13 protein-coding genes are annotated in these 14,709 nt (G+C 72.5%); 8 read left to right on the top strand and 5 right to left on the bottom strand.

Annotation, left to right across the window (positions count from 1 at the left end; translation table 11 throughout):
- The first annotated feature begins 8 nt into the window (after window positions 1-8).
- Window positions 9-752 (top strand): FkbM family methyltransferase, encoded by a 744-nt coding sequence (locus tag ACRAKH_RS03235; protein WP_380723388.1) that lies wholly within the window; start codon window positions 9-11, stop codon window positions 750-752.
- Between the two features lie 121 nt (window positions 753-873).
- On the opposite strand, the gene ACRAKH_RS03240 is transcribed toward ACRAKH_RS03235, so the two are convergent.
- A complete protein-coding gene (locus ACRAKH_RS03240) occupies window positions 874-4,056 on the bottom strand; it encodes a penicillin acylase family protein (protein WP_380723389.1) in 3,183 nt (1,060 codons plus the stop codon).
- A 145-nt stretch (window positions 4,057-4,201) separates the two neighbouring features.
- Here ACRAKH_RS03240 and ACRAKH_RS03245 point away from each other — a divergent pair, with 145 nt between their 5' ends.
- Together ACRAKH_RS03245 and ACRAKH_RS03250 are read left to right on the top strand one after the other, a co-directional pair.
- A complete protein-coding gene (locus ACRAKH_RS03245; protein ID WP_447009611.1) occupies window positions 4,202-4,831 on the top strand; it encodes a peptidoglycan recognition protein family protein in 630 nt (209 codons plus the stop codon).
- A 141-nt stretch (window positions 4,832-4,972) separates the two neighbouring features.
- Window positions 4,973-5,620 (top strand): response regulator, encoded by a 648-nt coding sequence (locus tag ACRAKH_RS03250; RefSeq protein ID WP_380723391.1) that lies wholly within the window; start codon window positions 4,973-4,975, stop codon window positions 5,618-5,620.
- Between the two features lie 214 nt (window positions 5,621-5,834).
- On the opposite strand, the gene ACRAKH_RS03255 is transcribed toward ACRAKH_RS03250, so the two are convergent.
- From ACRAKH_RS03255 to ACRAKH_RS03265, 3 genes are all read right to left on the bottom strand, one after another.
- Window positions 5,835-7,349, bottom strand: a complete 1,515-nt coding sequence (locus ACRAKH_RS03255; RefSeq protein WP_380725446.1) for a GGDEF domain-containing protein — start codon at window positions 7,347-7,349, stop codon at window positions 5,835-5,837.
- Between the two features lie 73 nt (window positions 7,350-7,422).
- A complete protein-coding gene (gene bluB / locus ACRAKH_RS03260; protein ID WP_380725448.1) occupies window positions 7,423-8,055 on the bottom strand; it encodes a 5,6-dimethylbenzimidazole synthase in 633 nt (210 codons plus the stop codon).
- A 106-nt stretch (window positions 8,056-8,161) separates the two neighbouring features.
- A complete protein-coding gene (locus tag ACRAKH_RS03265) occupies window positions 8,162-10,021 on the bottom strand; it encodes a beta-N-acetylglucosaminidase domain-containing protein (RefSeq protein WP_380725450.1) in 1,860 nt (619 codons plus the stop codon).
- A 140-nt stretch (window positions 10,022-10,161) separates the two neighbouring features.
- Between ACRAKH_RS03265 and ACRAKH_RS03270 the strand changes: the two genes are divergently transcribed.
- Window positions 10,162-10,482 (top strand): hypothetical protein, encoded by a 321-nt coding sequence (locus ACRAKH_RS03270; RefSeq protein WP_380725452.1) that lies wholly within the window; start codon window positions 10,162-10,164, stop codon window positions 10,480-10,482.
- 57 nt (window positions 10,483-10,539) lie between these two features.
- Complete coding sequence (locus tag ACRAKH_RS03275; protein ID WP_380725454.1) at window positions 10,540-11,613, top strand: CobW family GTP-binding protein; 1,074 nt, start codon at window positions 10,540-10,542, stop codon at window positions 11,611-11,613.
- Between the two features lie 84 nt (window positions 11,614-11,697).
- Here ACRAKH_RS03275 and ACRAKH_RS03280 read toward each other — a convergent pair whose 3' ends face one another.
- Window positions 11,698-12,351, bottom strand: a complete 654-nt coding sequence (locus ACRAKH_RS03280; protein WP_380725456.1) for a histidine phosphatase family protein — start codon at window positions 12,349-12,351, stop codon at window positions 11,698-11,700.
- Window positions 12,352-12,405: 54 nt separating this feature from the next.
- Between ACRAKH_RS03280 and ACRAKH_RS03285 the strand changes: the two genes are divergently transcribed.
- Genes ACRAKH_RS03285 through ACRAKH_RS03295 form a run of 3 tightly spaced genes read left to right on the top strand, consistent with a single transcriptional unit; the run spans window position 12,406 to window position 14,703 of the window.
- Entirely contained in the window at window positions 12,406-12,738 is a 333-nt protein-coding gene (locus ACRAKH_RS03285) for an EthD family reductase (RefSeq protein ID WP_380725458.1), read from the top strand.
- Window positions 12,735-13,565 (top strand): 3-hydroxyacyl-CoA dehydrogenase family protein, encoded by an 831-nt coding sequence (locus tag ACRAKH_RS03290; protein WP_380725460.1) that lies wholly within the window; start codon window positions 12,735-12,737, stop codon window positions 13,563-13,565. The genes ACRAKH_RS03285 and ACRAKH_RS03290 overlap by 4 nt, the downstream gene beginning before the upstream one ends.
- 10 nt (window positions 13,566-13,575) lie before the next feature.
- Window positions 13,576-14,703: a GNAT family N-acetyltransferase gene (locus tag ACRAKH_RS03295; RefSeq protein ID WP_447009612.1), complete on the top strand. Its 1,128-nt coding sequence runs from the start codon at window positions 13,576-13,578 to the stop codon at window positions 14,701-14,703.
- The last annotated feature ends 6 nt before the right edge of the window (window positions 14,704-14,709 follow it).

A 14,709-nucleotide genomic window follows, 5' to 3' on the forward strand; every position in this document is an offset into this window, starting at 1 on the left:
TGGTGACCGTGACCCACAACCTGACCGAGGCGCGGGGGGCGGCCCTGGCGGGCGCCCTGCGCGTCCTCGCGCGGCTGACACCGTTCGTCGAACCGGAGCTGATCGGCCTGCGCGACGTGGTGCGGCCCGGCGACGTGTGCGTCGACATCGGCGCCGCGCTCGGCCTCTACACCGTCTCCCTGTCCCGCCTCGTCGGTCCACACGGGACGGTGCACAGCATCGAGCCGCTGGTGTTCGCGCACCCCGCGCTGTCGTTCCTGCTGCGTCCCCGCGAGGCCCGCAACGTCGTGCGGCACTCCGTCGCGCTGGGCGTGAGCGAGGGCCGTGACGTGATGAGCGTGCCCGTCCGCCACGGCACACCGGTGACGGGCCGGTCGTTCCTCACCGCGGGCGCGGACGGGCTCGGCTCGAACGACGAGTTCTCCGACCACCTGGAGGTCCTGGTCCGCACGGACACGTTGGACCGGTTCTGCGCGGCCAACGGGATCGACCGGCTCGACTTCGTCAAGGCCGACGTCGAGGGCGCGGAACTCCGCGTGCTGCAAGGCGGGTCGGAGACCATCGAGAGGTTTCGGCCGAAACTTCTCCTGGAGATCGAGGAAAGGCACGTGCTGCGCTTTGGCTACCGCGCGCGGGACGTGCAGGACTGGCTGGCCGACCGCGGCTACCGCATGCACGCCTGGCACCAGAACGCGTGGCGCGAGGTCCACCGCGTGGACGACCGCGTGCGCAACTACCTGTTCCTGCCGTAAGGCGGAAGACCCGAAAGGGCGGAAGAGCCGAAGCGGCGGAAGAGCCGGAAAGGCTCGAAGACCCGGAAAGGCGGAAGACCCCGGTCCCTGGGGGTGGACCGGGGTCTTCCTGCGGACCGGTCTACGTGACGTAGACCTCAAGCTCGTGAATCGAGTATCCGTATCCGGTGGCTCGTTGGATACCCGTCATTCGTACGAATCGTGCCGTACTCGGGGTGAAGGGCGCAAGGTCTTGGCCGCCGTCTCCTGCGGACGTCGTGTAGACCGTGCGCCACGTCGTGCCGTCGACGGACAGTTCTATGCGATATCCCTTGGCATAAGCGGCTTCCCACGACAGCACGACGCGGCCGACGGTGCGCGGCGCGCCGAGGTCCACCTGGAGCCACTGGTGGTCGGACCAGTCGCTGGCCCACCGGGTGTCCGGCTTGCCGTCGATCGCGTTCGACGGCGGCGACGGGTACCAGCCGCGCTCGTGGCTGCTCGCGGTCGCGGTGGCGCCGGATGCCAGGTTGGCGAGGCTGGTGCCGCGACGGGACGGGAACTGCACGACCTGCTGGTACGTGGGCCGGTTCTGCCAGTTCACCTTGTCGTGCGTGATGCCGCCCATGGCCCGGTGGACGATGGTGTCCGCGCACCACTGGTCGCCGGCCGCGCACGACGCGTCACCGGGGTACACCTCGGTCGCGGGCTTGGCCGCCGCCGCGCGCAGGCTGTCCAGCAGCACCTGGCGGCACGCGGGAACCGAGCCGCCACCGCAGTAGCGGGCGCCGAGCGCGCCGTCGACGCGGTCGCCGAGCACCGCGCGGAGATCCTTGTCGACATAGCTCCACCAGCCGTGCTGGAACGAGGAGCCCTTGTGCGGCGCGGTTCCGTGCGCGTCCGACGGTGCTTCGTCGACTTGCAGCGCACGGGTCAGCTGGCCGTAGAGCGCGTCGCCGAGGCCGGGCTTGAACTGCGCCTCCACCAGCAGCGGCCACCACGCGTCGAGGATGCGGATCGCCTCGGCGTGCCCGTACGCCTTGCTGCCGCGTGACGTCTCCTTGCGCAGCGAGCCGGACCGCTGCCAGTCGCGCAGCTTCGCCACCGCCGAGGCCAGGGCCGGATCGGTCACCGCCGCCGTGTCGAGGACGCGCAGCAGGTCCGGCAGCACCTGTTCGGCGCGCAGGTCGGCGACGCCGGCTTCGGCCATCGCCCGCGTCAACGACGCCCGCGTGACGGGTCCGCGGGCGATCAGGGCGCGGACCCGGTCGTCCAGCAGGTCGCCGCGGTGCACGGACCCGTTGCCGTAGCCGGACGCCGAGTAGTCCAGCGCCTGCTTGTTGTTCCAGCTGATGTAGTAGTCCTGGTTCACGGAGTTGGGGTGCTGCGCGAACGGCGTGTACGTCGCCGTGTTGCGGTCGGCGTTCCAGCCCTCCCACTCGTACGCGGGCTCGGCCTTCACGGGGAGGTGCGGGTCGACGGACGCCTTGCGGACCGGGTTCGCGCCGGAGTTGAAGTACGCGGTGTCGCGCGAGTCCACGTAGAACCAGTTGAACGCGTACCCGATGTGCTCCGCGGCGCGCTGGAAGTCCGCGGCGGAGCGGATCGCGTCGGGGTCGTTGAACTCCTGGAAGCCGACGATCGAGTCCACCTCGTGCAGGTACGTCGACCGCAGCGAGGTGTAGGCGACGAACTTGCCGTCCACCCGCGCCCGGCTCTGCACCAGGCCGTACTTGGTCCGGTGCATGACGAGCGTGTAGGAGCCGGCGGGTGTCGGGTCGGCCACCGTCGGCTTCCACGAGTTCTTGCGCTCCAACCGTTCCATCGGCAGGCACTGGCCGTGGTAGCGGTAGTGCGTCGACGACGCCGAGGCCGGCGCGCCGGAGGGCTCGCACAGCTCCACGGCGTACGTGTCGGTGATGTCCTGCCCGGCGGACGTGGCGCTCCACGAGTAGTCCACGCCGCGCCCGAGCTGGACGTACATCGAGACGCCCGCGAACGACACGCCGCGTGCCCGCAGGCCGGGGCCGTGCAACTCCTGCAACATCAGCAGCTGCGGCGCGAAGTAGCCGGTCTGCGGTCCCCACACGGCGATCGGGTTGCCGGTGTCGGTGTGCGCGCCGGACACGGCCAGCGCGTTGGACATGCCCTGCTTCCGGCTGAGCAGGTCGCGCGGCAGCACGCCGTCGGCGAAGAGCCCTTCCACCGCCTCGAGTTCCGCCGGAACGGCCACAGTGGACGGACCCGACGAGGTCTGGTCGTGCACCATCGGCTCCGGCGTGACGACACCGCCGTCGGGCAGCGCGACGCCCTGCGGCGCGGCGGGCGTCGTCCCGTACGGGAAGCGCTGCCCGTCGTGCAGGGTGAGCACGGCCTCCGGGTCGTTCTGCTCGCGGAACGACCGCCACACCTGGTCGCCCGCGGCGGGGCCGTACCGGTTCTGCGCGGCGAGCTTCACCAGCGCGTTCTGCACCTCGCCGCCGCCGCCCGCGCCGAACAGCCCGCCCACGACGGCGGCGATCGCCACCAGGTCGGTCGGCTGGAACGGCTTGATGTCGTTCCAGTTGGTGATCGCGTCGGCGTGCCCGGTGAGCACGTACTCGCCGGGGAACGTGCGGCTGTTCACGGCCGCGGCGATGTAGGCGTTGATGCCCGCGATGTAGTCCTTCACGTCCTGCAACGCCTGCGCGCCGCGCGGACCCTGGGACGCCACCTGGTCGATCTGGGCCTGGAGGTCGGCCTCGGTGTACGGGATCTGGTTGTAGAAGCTCTGCTCCAGCGCCCGGTTTCCCTCGGCGCCGCCCGCGAACCCGGACAGCTGGCCGCGGCCGAGGTGCCGGAACAGGTCCATCAGCCACAGCCGGTCCTGGGCGGCGGCGTAGCCCGCGCCGAATTCCGTACCCGATCGGGTGGTCCCGTAGATGTGGGGCATCCCGATGGCCTTGTCGCGCACGATCGTGACGTCGGCACGCGGTTTGATGGTGCTCTCGACCTGGTTCGCGGGGACGCCGAACGAGGCGTCGTTGAAGAAGGTGCTGAGTTGATCATTGGTCAGACCGCCGTAGCCGGAGACGAGGGCGTCGTAGCGGCCGAGCTGGTCGGCGGAGTGCGCCGGGCGGGTGCCGAGCGCCTGGTGCGCGAGGATCTCGGTGAGCGTGGCGTTGCCGTTCTGGCCGGGCGGCAGCACGTCGTGGCACTGGCCGAGGCAGTGGTCGTCCGGGGTGAACGCGGTGGTCCTGACCTGCGCTTGAGCGGCGGTGGGGACGGTGAGGGCGGCCGCGGCGAGGAGGACGACCACGGCAAGCGATCGGGCGGCTCTCCGCATGACGCGAAGCTCCTTCCAGGCAGGGATCGTGTGACGCACGTTACTGTCAGGTAGCGATTCGCGAAAGAGCTTCGCGTTTGGAATTCGGCCGTCCGGGTGTGAACTCTTGACCTATCGTCTCGACATTGGGAAAACAGTCAACATGATGCGACGTCGATCGCTGCTCACCGGTCTCGCCGGCGCGGGGGTGCTCGCGGGCCTCGGCGTGTCCCCCGCGCTCGCCACGCCCGTCCTGCCCATCCGCAGCTGCGCCGACTGGGGCGCGCGGCCGCCGGCGCAGCCGACGAGCGTTGTGCACGAGCGGCCCGTCCGCATCCTGATCCACCACACCGCGTCGGCGAACACCACCGACTACTCGCAGGCGGCCGCGTACGCCAACGCGAAGTGGATCCAGGACCTCCACATGGACCGCAACGGCTGGATCGACTCCGGCCAGCACTTCACCAACAGCCGCGGCGGGTTCCTGATGGAGGGCAGGCACGGCAGCCTCGCGGCCCTGCGCGCGGGCGACCGGGTCGTCGTCGGCGCGCACTGCCCCGGCCAGAACACCGCCGCCATCGGGATCGAGAACGAGGGCCTCTACATGGACGTGGAGCCGCCCAAGTTGCAGTGGGACTCCCTGGTGTCGTTCTGCGTCTACACCTGCGAGCAGTACGGGATATCGCCGTTCGCGATCGAGGGCCATCGGGACTACCGGGACACCCTCTGCCCGGGCGACAAGCTCTACGCCCTGTTGCCGCGTCTGCGCCAGGAAGTTGCGCAGGTGTTGAGCTGACCTCGGATATTTCCTGGCAACTGTGAACGGGCGGCCACCCGGTCTTTCCGTGGTGAGATAACGGTGAATTAACGTCAGCTTGCGTGTTCGTGCGCGATGCTGGGCGGGTACGAACACGAAACGCCAACGCGGGGAGGCGTCGTGATCAAGGTGATGCTGGCCGATGACGAAGACCTCGTCCGGTCCGGCCTTCGCATGATCCTCAGCAGCGCAGGCGACATCGAGGTAGTGGCCGAATGCGATGACGGGCACCTGGTGGCCGACCTGGCCCGCCGGCACCGCCCGCACGTCGTGCTGCTGGACATCCGGATGCGGTCCTCCGACGGGCTGATGGCGCTGCGCAGGCTGCGCGCCATCCCCGACCCGCCGAAGATCGCCATGCTGACCACGTTCGACGTGGACGAGTACGTGTCGGAGGCGCTGCGGCTCGGCGCTTCCGGCTTCCTGCTGAAGGACACCGAGCCGGAACAGCTGGTCCGGGCCGTGCGCGACCTCGCGCTCGGCGGGGCCGTGCTCGACCCGGGCGTGGCGGCCAGGGTGCTGGCGGCGGTCGCCGACGGCGAGCGGGCCGCGGAACCCGCGCGGCGGCTGCTGGCGTCGCTGTCCGAGCGGGAACGCGAAGTCCTCGTGCTGATCGGGCAGGGCATGTCGAACGCCGAGATCGGCCAGACCCTGCACCTGTCGGAGGCGACGGTGAAGGGGTACGTCTCGTCGGTGCTGGGCAAGATCGGCGCGGTGAACCGGGTGCAAGCGGCCCTGGTGGCGTTCCGGGGCGGCCTGATCGCTTAAGTGTGTGTTGGAGGCCGCCTTCGGCGTCGCGGCTCTGTTGGATTGCGCCGCCTTCGGCGTCGCGGCTCTGTTGGATTGCGCCGCCTTCGGCGTCGCGGCTCGGTCGCCGGGAAGTCGGCCGTCCGCGCCTGACCCCGCGACGATCGAAAAGCGTGATCGCCGCGGGGTCAGGCGCGGACGACCGACGCGACCTCGCGGTGCGTGCCGGGACGGGTCAGGTGCCGGGGACTGGTTCTGGGACCTCGGCGTGTGGCTCCACCTCTACGCGGTTGCGGCCGTGGCGCTTCGCTCGGTAGAGCGCCATGTCCGCGGCGGCGAAGAGCTGGTCCAGTTTGGCCGGGCCCGCCGCCACGCCGATGCTCACCGTCGGCCGCCGCGTGGTGCCGAGGACCATCGTCCAGTCGTGGTGGTCCACCGCCGCCCGGATGCGTTCCGCGACCGTCGGGCCGACCTCCATCGAGTTGGCGCCCGGGTCGCCGAGCAGGACCACGAACTCGTCACCCGCCCACCGGGCGACGAGGTCGGCGGACCGGCACTCGCGGCGGAGCAGCTGCGCGATCTCCCGCAGCGTCGCGTCGCCCGCGGCGTGGCCGGCGTCGTCGTTCACGCCCTTGAAGCGGTCCACGTCGACCAGCACCAGCCACGGCACCCGGCCCCGCGCGGCCGTGCTCTCCAGCAGGCCGGCGGCCGCGCGTTCCAGGCCGAGGCGGTTCGCGAGGCCCGTCAGCGGGTCGCGCGCCGCGGCCTCCTGCGCCGCGACGGCCAGCCGTTGCGCCTGCACGGCGACGCGGCGCTGCTCCAACGCCTGCGCCAGGCCCTCCTGGAGCGTCTCGGTCGCCGTCTTGCCCGCGGCCACCGAGCACCGCAACGCGGTCGCCTCGCCGACGTGGTCGTCCATCCGGGCGCAGATGTCGGCCAGGTCGAGCGAGAACCGGAGCAGCAACGACGGGTCGTTGATGGCCTCCGCCGCCGCGACCGCCCGGCTCGCCAGCGTGCGGGCCTCCACCAGCCGGTCCTGCTCGCGCCGGACCACCGCGAGCACCCAGCCGGACACCGCCATCGCCCACTTGTCGCCCGCGTCCTCCGCCTGCCGCAACGTCTCGCGGGCGTTCTCCTCGGCCTGCTCCAGCTCGCCGACGCCCGCCAGCGACCTGCTGTACGCGGCGAGCAGCGCGCGCCGCATCTGCTCGTCCTCGACCAGCTCCAAGCCCTCTTTGAGGTAGCCGCGCGCCTCCTCGAAGATCGCGGGCGCCCGGTCCGGCGGCGACGAGATCGCGCGGAAGTTCAACGTGCCGCCGAGCCCTTGGAGGCAGTGGGCCAGCACCTCGACGCCGTCCTCCGACGTCTCCGCCGCCTTGCGCGCGACCTGGACGGACAGCCGCAGCATGTCGACGGCCGCACGGCGGTTGCCGATGCCCTCCAGCAGGTAGGCCAGCGCGTGCATGGCCTGCGCGGCGGCGGCGTTGTCGCTGTGCTCGCCGTCGAGGTCGGTCCAGCCCTCCGCGGCCAGCTCCAGCGCGAGCGGGATGCGGCCGAGCCGCCACGCCAGCTTCGCCCGGTTGACCAGCACCGCGGACCGCTGCCAGCGGTCGGCGCCGGGCGGGACCCGGCTCACCACCTGGTCGAACAGGGAGTTGGCCTCCGGCAGGCGGCCAGCGTTCAGCAACGCCTTGACCTCAAGGTCGAGTTGCGGCACCTGCCCCGCTACCAGCGGCTCTCGCTGCTCCACTCGTGCTGACACTCCATTCCGACTCGGCGATGCGGTACGCGGGTCCGCTCGCCGCCGGCACGGCTACCACAGGCTACCGGCCGGAACGCCGGGTGTACCGCTCCTCGTGCAGCACGTCGTCGAGCGGCATCCGGTTCCGCCAGCCGTGCCGCTCCAGGTCGGGCGTCTCCGGCAGCCGGTCGACCGGTCCCACGCACAGCCACGCGACGGGCCGCAGCGGCTGCGGGACGTCCAGCAGCCGGCGCAGCACGTCCTCGCGGTAGAAGCTCACCCAGCCGACGCCGAGGCCCTCGGCGGTCGCCGCCAGCCACAGGTTCTGGATGGCCAGGCACACCGAGTACAGGCCCGCGTCGGCGATGGCGTGCCGGCCCAGCACGGCGGGCGAGCCGCGGTCGGGGTCGTAGGTGACGACCACGCCGACCGTCGACTCCAGGATGCCCTCGACCTTGATCTTGGCGAACAGCTCGGCCTGGCGCGGGTCGAGCTCGGCCGCGAACACGCTGCGCTCGGCGTTGACGTGGTCGCGGAAGGCGCGGCGGGTGTGCTCGTCGCGCACGACGATGAAGTCCCACGGCTGGGACAGGCCCACGCTGGGCGCGGCGTGCGCGGCGGTGAGCACCCGGCGCAGCACGTCCGACGGGATCGGGGCGCCGGTGAACTCGCCCCTGGTGTCCCGCCGGCGGTGCACGACGTCGTAGAAGCTCATTCGGACGATGGTGCCTCACGCGATCCGGCGATCCGGCCGTCGGAGGCGTGGCGTCCGTCTCAACGGGACGGGGCGGCGCCGTCCTCACGGGACGGCGCCGCGGGCGTCACACGAGGTCCGGCGCGGAGGCCAGGAACACGTCGAGCACCCCGTCCCCGATCTTGACGGGGCCCTGCACGTTGTTCTTGCCCGGCGGCGACTGGAGCGCGGACGCCTCCGCCGCCAGCGCCGCCGACTCGTCGAACCCCTCGGGCCGGCCGTCCAGCCCGTCGAGGGTGGCGAGGAACGCGCGGCCCCACAGCTCGGTCGCGTGGAGCCAGACGTCCGCGTCGGAGACGAAGCCGTCCCTGGTCCCGCCGTCCCGGATGAGCGCCGGGGCGTCCGCGATGCGCTGGGCGTACGGCCGCAGCCCGGCCACCGCGCCGGTCCGGTCGCCGCTGTCCCACGTCGTGCGGAACCGAGCCAGCTCGGCGGCGAGCGCCGGCGCCTGGGGCAGCCAGATCTCCGGCTCCCCGGTGATCGGGGCGAGGTTGTTGAGGTCGAAGAACGTCTCCAGCGCCTCGGCGGTCGCCTGGTCGTTGTCGCCCATGTAGAGGGCCATCCGGTGCCGGTTGCGGGCCGGGTCGTACGCGGCGTCGTTCCAGGTGAAGTCGGCGACGCCGAACAGCGCGACCTGGCTCGCGTGCGCCTGGTTCATCGGGTTGCCGGTGATGCCGGTGAGGTGCGGGCCCATCCCCGGCTCGCGCTTCGCGTAGGCGCCGAGCAGCAGCCGGCCCGCGGACTCCGTGTAGTCGTTGACGGGGTAGTTGTCCCAGACCAGCGGCTTGCGGCCCCACACGGCGGCGGCGGCTTCCGCCTCCGGGACGGTGATCGCGGGCGGCGTCACGCCGGCGCCCGTCCACATCATCACGACCCGCTCGTCCAGCCCTTCGCGGATCGTCTTCTTGTACGGGCTGTCCGCGACGTCGTAGTACTCGACCGGGACGGTCTGCAGCGGCCCGACGCCGTCGAGGCCGGGGAGCACTTCGCGCTGCACGTAGTTCAGCAGGTCGACCTGCGCCGCCGCGGCGGCCGCGGGACCCGCCTCGCCGTAGCGCTCCGCGTCGGACGGGCAGTTCCACCGGGTGTAGTCGATGTCGTCCAGCGGCAGGGAGAACGACCGGACGCCGACGTCGTGCAGCTGCCGGAACTTGTCCGCGATCGCGTCCCGGTCGCCCTGGTCGGAGTAGCAGACCGACAGCCCCGGCGCGAGCGCGTAGGTGAACCGGATGTGCCGCTGCGCGGCCTCCCGCGCCAGCTCGCCCAGCTCGTCCGCCCGCTGGTCCGGGTAGAGGTCACGCCAGCGGTCACGGTGGTAGGGGTCGTCCTTGGGCGCGTAGATGTACTCGTTGAACTTCACCTTGCCGGAGAAGTCGATCATCTCGCGCTGCTCCTGGTAGGTCCACGGCAGGCCGTAGAACCCCTCGACGATGCCCCGCACGGGCAGCGAGGGCCGGTCGACGATCCGCACGCCGGGGATCGAGCCGGGCTGCACCAGCTGCCAGAACGTCTGCGCGGCGTGGTACCCGCCCGCCGCGTCCGAGCTCGTGATCAGCACCTCGCCGGGGCGCACGGCGATCTCGTAGCCCTCGGCGGGCGGCGCCGGGTCGCGCCGCAGCCGCACCACGATGGACGCCTCGCGGTCGGAGTCCGGCGGGACGACCTCGACCTCGGTCGCGCCGCCGTCGAACAGCGACTGCCGCACCAGGTCCACGGTCGGCCGGTCCGCCGAGTCGTCGGCGAACACCAGCGCGTCGCCGGACAGCGCCGCGTCGTCGCCGAGCCGTTCGAGCTGCTGGGGGGTGGGCCAGATGTCCGGCACCGTGCCGGGCGCGAGGCCGGACGGCGACTCGTCGTGCGCGTTCAGCCCGACCACGGCCGTCGTCACGACGGCCAGGGCGGCCACGGCCGGTATCCAGACTCGCATGATCGCCAGTGTGCCCGAATCCGGCGGGTGGCCGGTGGCCGTTCACCCGGCCGTCCGCGAGCTGATCGCGCCACACGATCAGGTGAAACGGCCCCGCGGGTCCGGTGAGCACGTCGTCGTCCGGCGTTGAATGGCCGGTCATGGTCGGAACTGTGCACGGGTCCGCGCTCGGCTTCGCGGGCGGCGTCGGGGTGACCGCACTCGCCGCGAAGTGGCCGGTGTTCGCCCTGCTCCTGCTGGTGGTGGTCGTGGCGGTCGTCTCGTGGTGGACGACGGTGCCGGGGGCGGTGCTGACCGCCGTCCAGTGCTGGGGCCTGTACGCGAGCTTCGTCGTCGGCGACGCGGGCCGCCTGGTGCTGGACTGGCCCGCGCTGGCGGTGCTGGCGGTGGCGAGCACGGCGTCGTTCAGCGGCCTGGCCAGGGGCAGGGCGGCGGCTCCCGCGGGTTCCCGACCGGTGTGACGCGGGACCGCGCTCCGGCGGTTGGAATGACAATCGTTGTCGTTTAGAGTGGCCGACGTGGAAACCGTTGTCGTGGTGGTGGCCGGGATGGGCGGGCACGGCGTCGCCGAGGAGGTGTGGCGCGCCTCGCCGGGGTCCGTGCTCGTGCGGCACGACCTGTCGGCGCTGTCGTCCGGGCTGGTGCGGCGCTGGGTCGACGGCGTGCTCACCGAGCTCGTGCTGGAGCACGGCTGCGTCTCGTGCACGCTCCGGGAGGACATGCTGCCGCTCCTCGCGTCCCTGGGCGGGCGGGTGGTGCTCGACCTCGACCCGGCGCTGGAGCCGGAGGCGGTGTGCCTGGCGCTCGCCGACCAGCCGGTGCGGGTCGAGACCGTGATCGGCGTCGTCGACCGGGCCACCTGGCTGGCCGACGCGACCGGTGACGCGACGCTGGGCGAGCGCGGCATCGGGCTGCCGTCCGACGAGCGCACCGTGGCCCAGGTCGTCATCGGCCACGCCGAGTTCGCCGACGCGCTCGTGCTCACCGGACCCGGCGGTGACGACGTGCTCACGGCCGTGCTCGACCGCGTCGCGCCCGGCACGCCCCGGTTCGAGCTGTCGTCGCTGGACGCGTCGGCGTTGACGTCCGTGCCGGTCGGGCGGCGGTTCACCCCGGCGTTCGGGCCGTTGTCGCGCGGCGTGCCGGTCGAGCCCGCGGCGGGTGTGTCGGTGGTGCGGTTCGCGGCACGGCGGCCGTTCCACCCGATGCGCCTGCACGACGCGCTCGACGTGCTGCTGGACGGGGTGGTGCGGGCGCGCGGGCGGGTGTGGGTGATCAGCCAGCCGTCGCGGGTGATGTGGCTGGAGTCGGCGGGCGGCGGGCTCGGCGTCGGCGCGGTCGGCACGTGGCTGGCCGAGCTGGACGACTGGTCCACTGTGGACCCCGAGCGGTGCGCGTTCGCCTCGCTGGACTGGGACCCCGACTTCGGCGACCGCGCCCAGGAGGTCGTCGCGGTGTGCCTGCGGGACACCGGCGAGGCCGTGCTCGCCGCCCTGCGGGACGCGTTGGTGACGGACGAGGAGCTGGCGCTGCGCGACGAGCTGGAGTTCGTGGACCCGTTCTCGGAGTGGCACGAGATGGAGGAGCTGTGAGACCACTGGTGGTTGACCTTCACCCGGGGTGAAGGCACACCGTCCGGACAACGTGGTGTGCGTCGTCGCGGACGTGGTCCCGGCCTAGGCGAGCGGACCCTGGGTCTCGCCGTCCGGCGAGGTTCGCCACTGGTCGAACGGCCGGTCCAGGCGCCACGTCCGGCCGTCGTGGGTGAGGACGCGGTCCTCGCACGTCTCCAGGTTCGACAGGGACTCGAACAGCTCGATGCTCCACCCGAACAGGCGGCGGCAGAGCAGGCGGATCGTGAGGCCGTGCGACACGACCAGCGCCGTGCCGGGGTGTGTCGGGTCCGCCATGCGGGTTTCGAGGTCGGTCAGGAACGCGGCCAGGCGGTCGTCCACGTCCGCGCCGGACTCGCCGTTGGGCAACCGGAAGAAGAAGTGGCCGAACGCGTGCCGCTGGTGCTTCAGCACCTGCTGCTGGACGGGGTCCTGGAGGTTGCCCCAGTCCTGCTCACGCAACCTCGGCTCGGCGACCGTGCGCTCGGCCTGGTCGCCGAGGTCGAGGTTGCGCAGGGTCGCCCTGGTGCGCACGTACGGGCTCACGTAGACCGCCGCCGGGTCGCCGTTCAGCAGCTCCTTGATCCGCGGGCCGGCGGCGCGGGCCTGCTGCTCGCCCACCTCCGTCAGGGGGAGGGCGTGGTCGGGAATCCGGCAGTACGCCAGCTCGTCGACGTTGCCCAGGCTCTGTCCGTGACGCAGCAGGATGATCCGCACCCGTCCATGGTGCCGGTGTTACATTCCCTGGCGAAACCGGACGGAAGGTGTCACATGGTCAAGTACATCGCGCTGTACCGGAAGCCGGCCGACGTCGAGGCGTTCGACGAGGCGTACTTCACCTCGCACCTGCCGTTGGTCGAGCGGACGCCGGGCCTCCTGCGGGCCGAGGTGGCGAAGGTGTCGCGGGTCTTCGTGCCCGGTTTCCTCGGCGAGCACGAGCCGCACCTCGTGGCCGAGATGCACTTCGAGTCCGCGGAGGCCATGAAGGCCGCCTTCCAGTCGCCCGAGTGGCAGGCCGCCGGCGCCAACCTGACCGAGATCGGCGGGCTGGAGCTGGTCGCGATGTTCGCCGCCGAGGTCGTCACCGAGGTCGGTGCCCGATGATCTCCGTGGTGATTGGCGGCGGCACGATGGGCGCCGGCGTCGCCCACCTGTTCCTCGCCGGCGGGCACGACGTGGTGCTGGTCGAGGCGGGCGCGGACCGGGCGCTGGCCGCCCGGCGGGCCGTCGAGGCGTCGCTGGCCAAGGCCGCCGACCGCGGCAAGCTGGACGCGGTGCCGCACGAGCTGCTGAAGCGCCTGACCGTGGTGGAACGGCTGGACGACGTGGCCAGGGCCGCGTCGCTGGTCGTGGAGGCCGTGCCCGAGGACGTCGAGCTGAAGCGGCGGGTGCTGGCGTCGGCCGCAAACGCTTGCCCCGACGCGGTGCTGGCCTCCAACACGTCGTCGCTGTCGATCTCGGTGCTGGCCGAGGGGCTGCCCGGCGAGCGCGTGCTCGGCATGCACTTCTTCAACCCCGTGCCGGTCCAGCAGCTGGTCGAGCTGGTCCACCACGACGGCGTGTCCGCCGAGGTCGTCGCCAAGGTCCGGGGCTGGGCCGAGGAGCTGGGCAAGACCGTCATCGAGGTGCGGGACGCGCCCGGTTTCGCCACCTCGCGGCTCGGCGTCGCCGTCGGCATGGAGGCGATCCGCATGCTGGAGGAGGGCGTGGCGAGCGCGGAGGACATCGACACCGGCATGAAGCTCGGCTACGGGTGGCCGATGGGCCCGCTGCGGCTGACGGACCTGGTCGGGCTGGACGTCCGGCTGGCCATCGCCGAGCACCTGGCCGCCGAGCTGGGGCCCCGGTTCGAGCCGCCCGCGCTGCTGCGCGAGAAGGTGGCCGCAGGTCACCTGGGCCGGAAGACCGGGCAGGGCTTCTTCACCTGGTAGGCAGGACGGCGTGCTGATCCGCGAGCTGACCGTGGACGACGTCGAGGACGCCGACCGGCTGCGCCGGGTCGCCTTCGGGAGCATCGGCGGCCCGTCGTTGCGGCCCGGCCGGCGCGGGCTGGCCGCCGAACTGGACGGACGCCTCGCGGGCGTGCTGACGATCAAGGACTTCCACCAGTTCTACGGCGGCTCGACGGTGCCGATGGGCGGCCTCGGGCTGGCCGTCGCACCTCACGCGCGGGGACGTGGGCTCGCGGGCGCGCTGCTCGACGCGTCGCTGCGGGACCTGCGGGAACGCGGCCAGGCGCTGTCCGCGCTGTACGCGACCGTGCCCGCGCTCTACCGGTCGCGCGGGTGGGAGCGGGCCGGCGTCCACGAGTGGCTGGACCTCCCGCTGGCCCGGGTGCCCGCCGGGGCGCGGATCGACGCCCGGCCGGCGGTCGCCGGGGACCTGTCCGCCCTGCACGCCTGCTACGCCGACCTGGCGTCCACGGTCGACGGGATGCTCGACCGGAGCCCGCCCGCGGTGGACGTGGCCGACGTGCTGGCGCTCGACGTGGTGTCGGTGGTGCCCGGCCACGACGGCGACGTGCGCGGGTACCTCGCCGCCGAGCGCGGCGTCGACCGGCTGCGGGTGTTCGACCTGGTCGGGCGGGACGTGACGACCCAGCTCGGGCTGCTGAGCGAGCTGGGCAGCTGGTCCGGGGTCCTGGACCGGGCCGCGGTCCGGGTGACCGACCCCGCCGTCACCGGCCTGCTGACGGACCAGGCGGTCGAGTTCACCGTGACCACGTCCGCGTGGCTCCTGCGGGTGGTGGACCTGCCGGCGGCGGTGGCGGCGCGGGGCTGGCCCGCGGCGCGGTGGCTGAGGCCGGCGGCCGTCGACCTCGACGTCGTGGACGAGCACGCGCCGTGGCACGCGGGACGGCGGCGGGTCGTCGTCGAGGACGGGCGGGTGCGCGTCGAGCCCGGCGGTTCCGGCGCCGTGCGGCTGCACGCGCGCGCCCTCGGGCCGTGGTTCAGCGGCATGCAGGACAGCCACGCGCTGCGCCGCGCCGGCCTGCTGGACGGTGACGCGGCGTTGCTCGATCGGCTGGTCGGCGCACCCGGCGTCCCACGTCTGGCGGATTTCTTCTAACCTGAC

The organism is Saccharothrix hoggarensis (genome assembly GCF_052936025.1).

Bases quoted from the DNA above. Each gene is read 5' to 3' on its own strand.
- ACRAKH_RS03240 (WP_380723389.1), bottom strand. From the start codon at position 4,056: ATGCGGAGAGCCGCCCGATCGCTTGCCGTGGTCGTCCTCCTCGCCGCG.
- ACRAKH_RS03245 (WP_447009611.1), top strand. From the start codon at position 4,202: ATGCGACGTCGATCGCTGCTCACCGGTCTCGCCGGCGCGGGGGTGCTC.
- bluB (WP_380725448.1), bottom strand. From the start codon at position 8,055: ATGAGCTTCTACGACGTCGTGCACCGCCGGCGGGACACCAGGGGCGAG.
- ACRAKH_RS03265 (WP_380725450.1), bottom strand. From the start codon at position 10,021: ATGCGAGTCTGGATACCGGCCGTGGCCGCCCTGGCCGTCGTGACGACG.
- ACRAKH_RS03270 (WP_380725452.1), top strand. From the start codon at position 10,162: ATGGTCGGAACTGTGCACGGGTCCGCGCTCGGCTTCGCGGGCGGCGTC.
- ACRAKH_RS03285 (WP_380725458.1), top strand. From the start codon at position 12,406: ATGGTCAAGTACATCGCGCTGTACCGGAAGCCGGCCGACGTCGAGGCG.
- ACRAKH_RS03290 (WP_380725460.1), top strand. From the start codon at position 12,735: ATGATCTCCGTGGTGATTGGCGGCGGCACGATGGGCGCCGGCGTCGCC.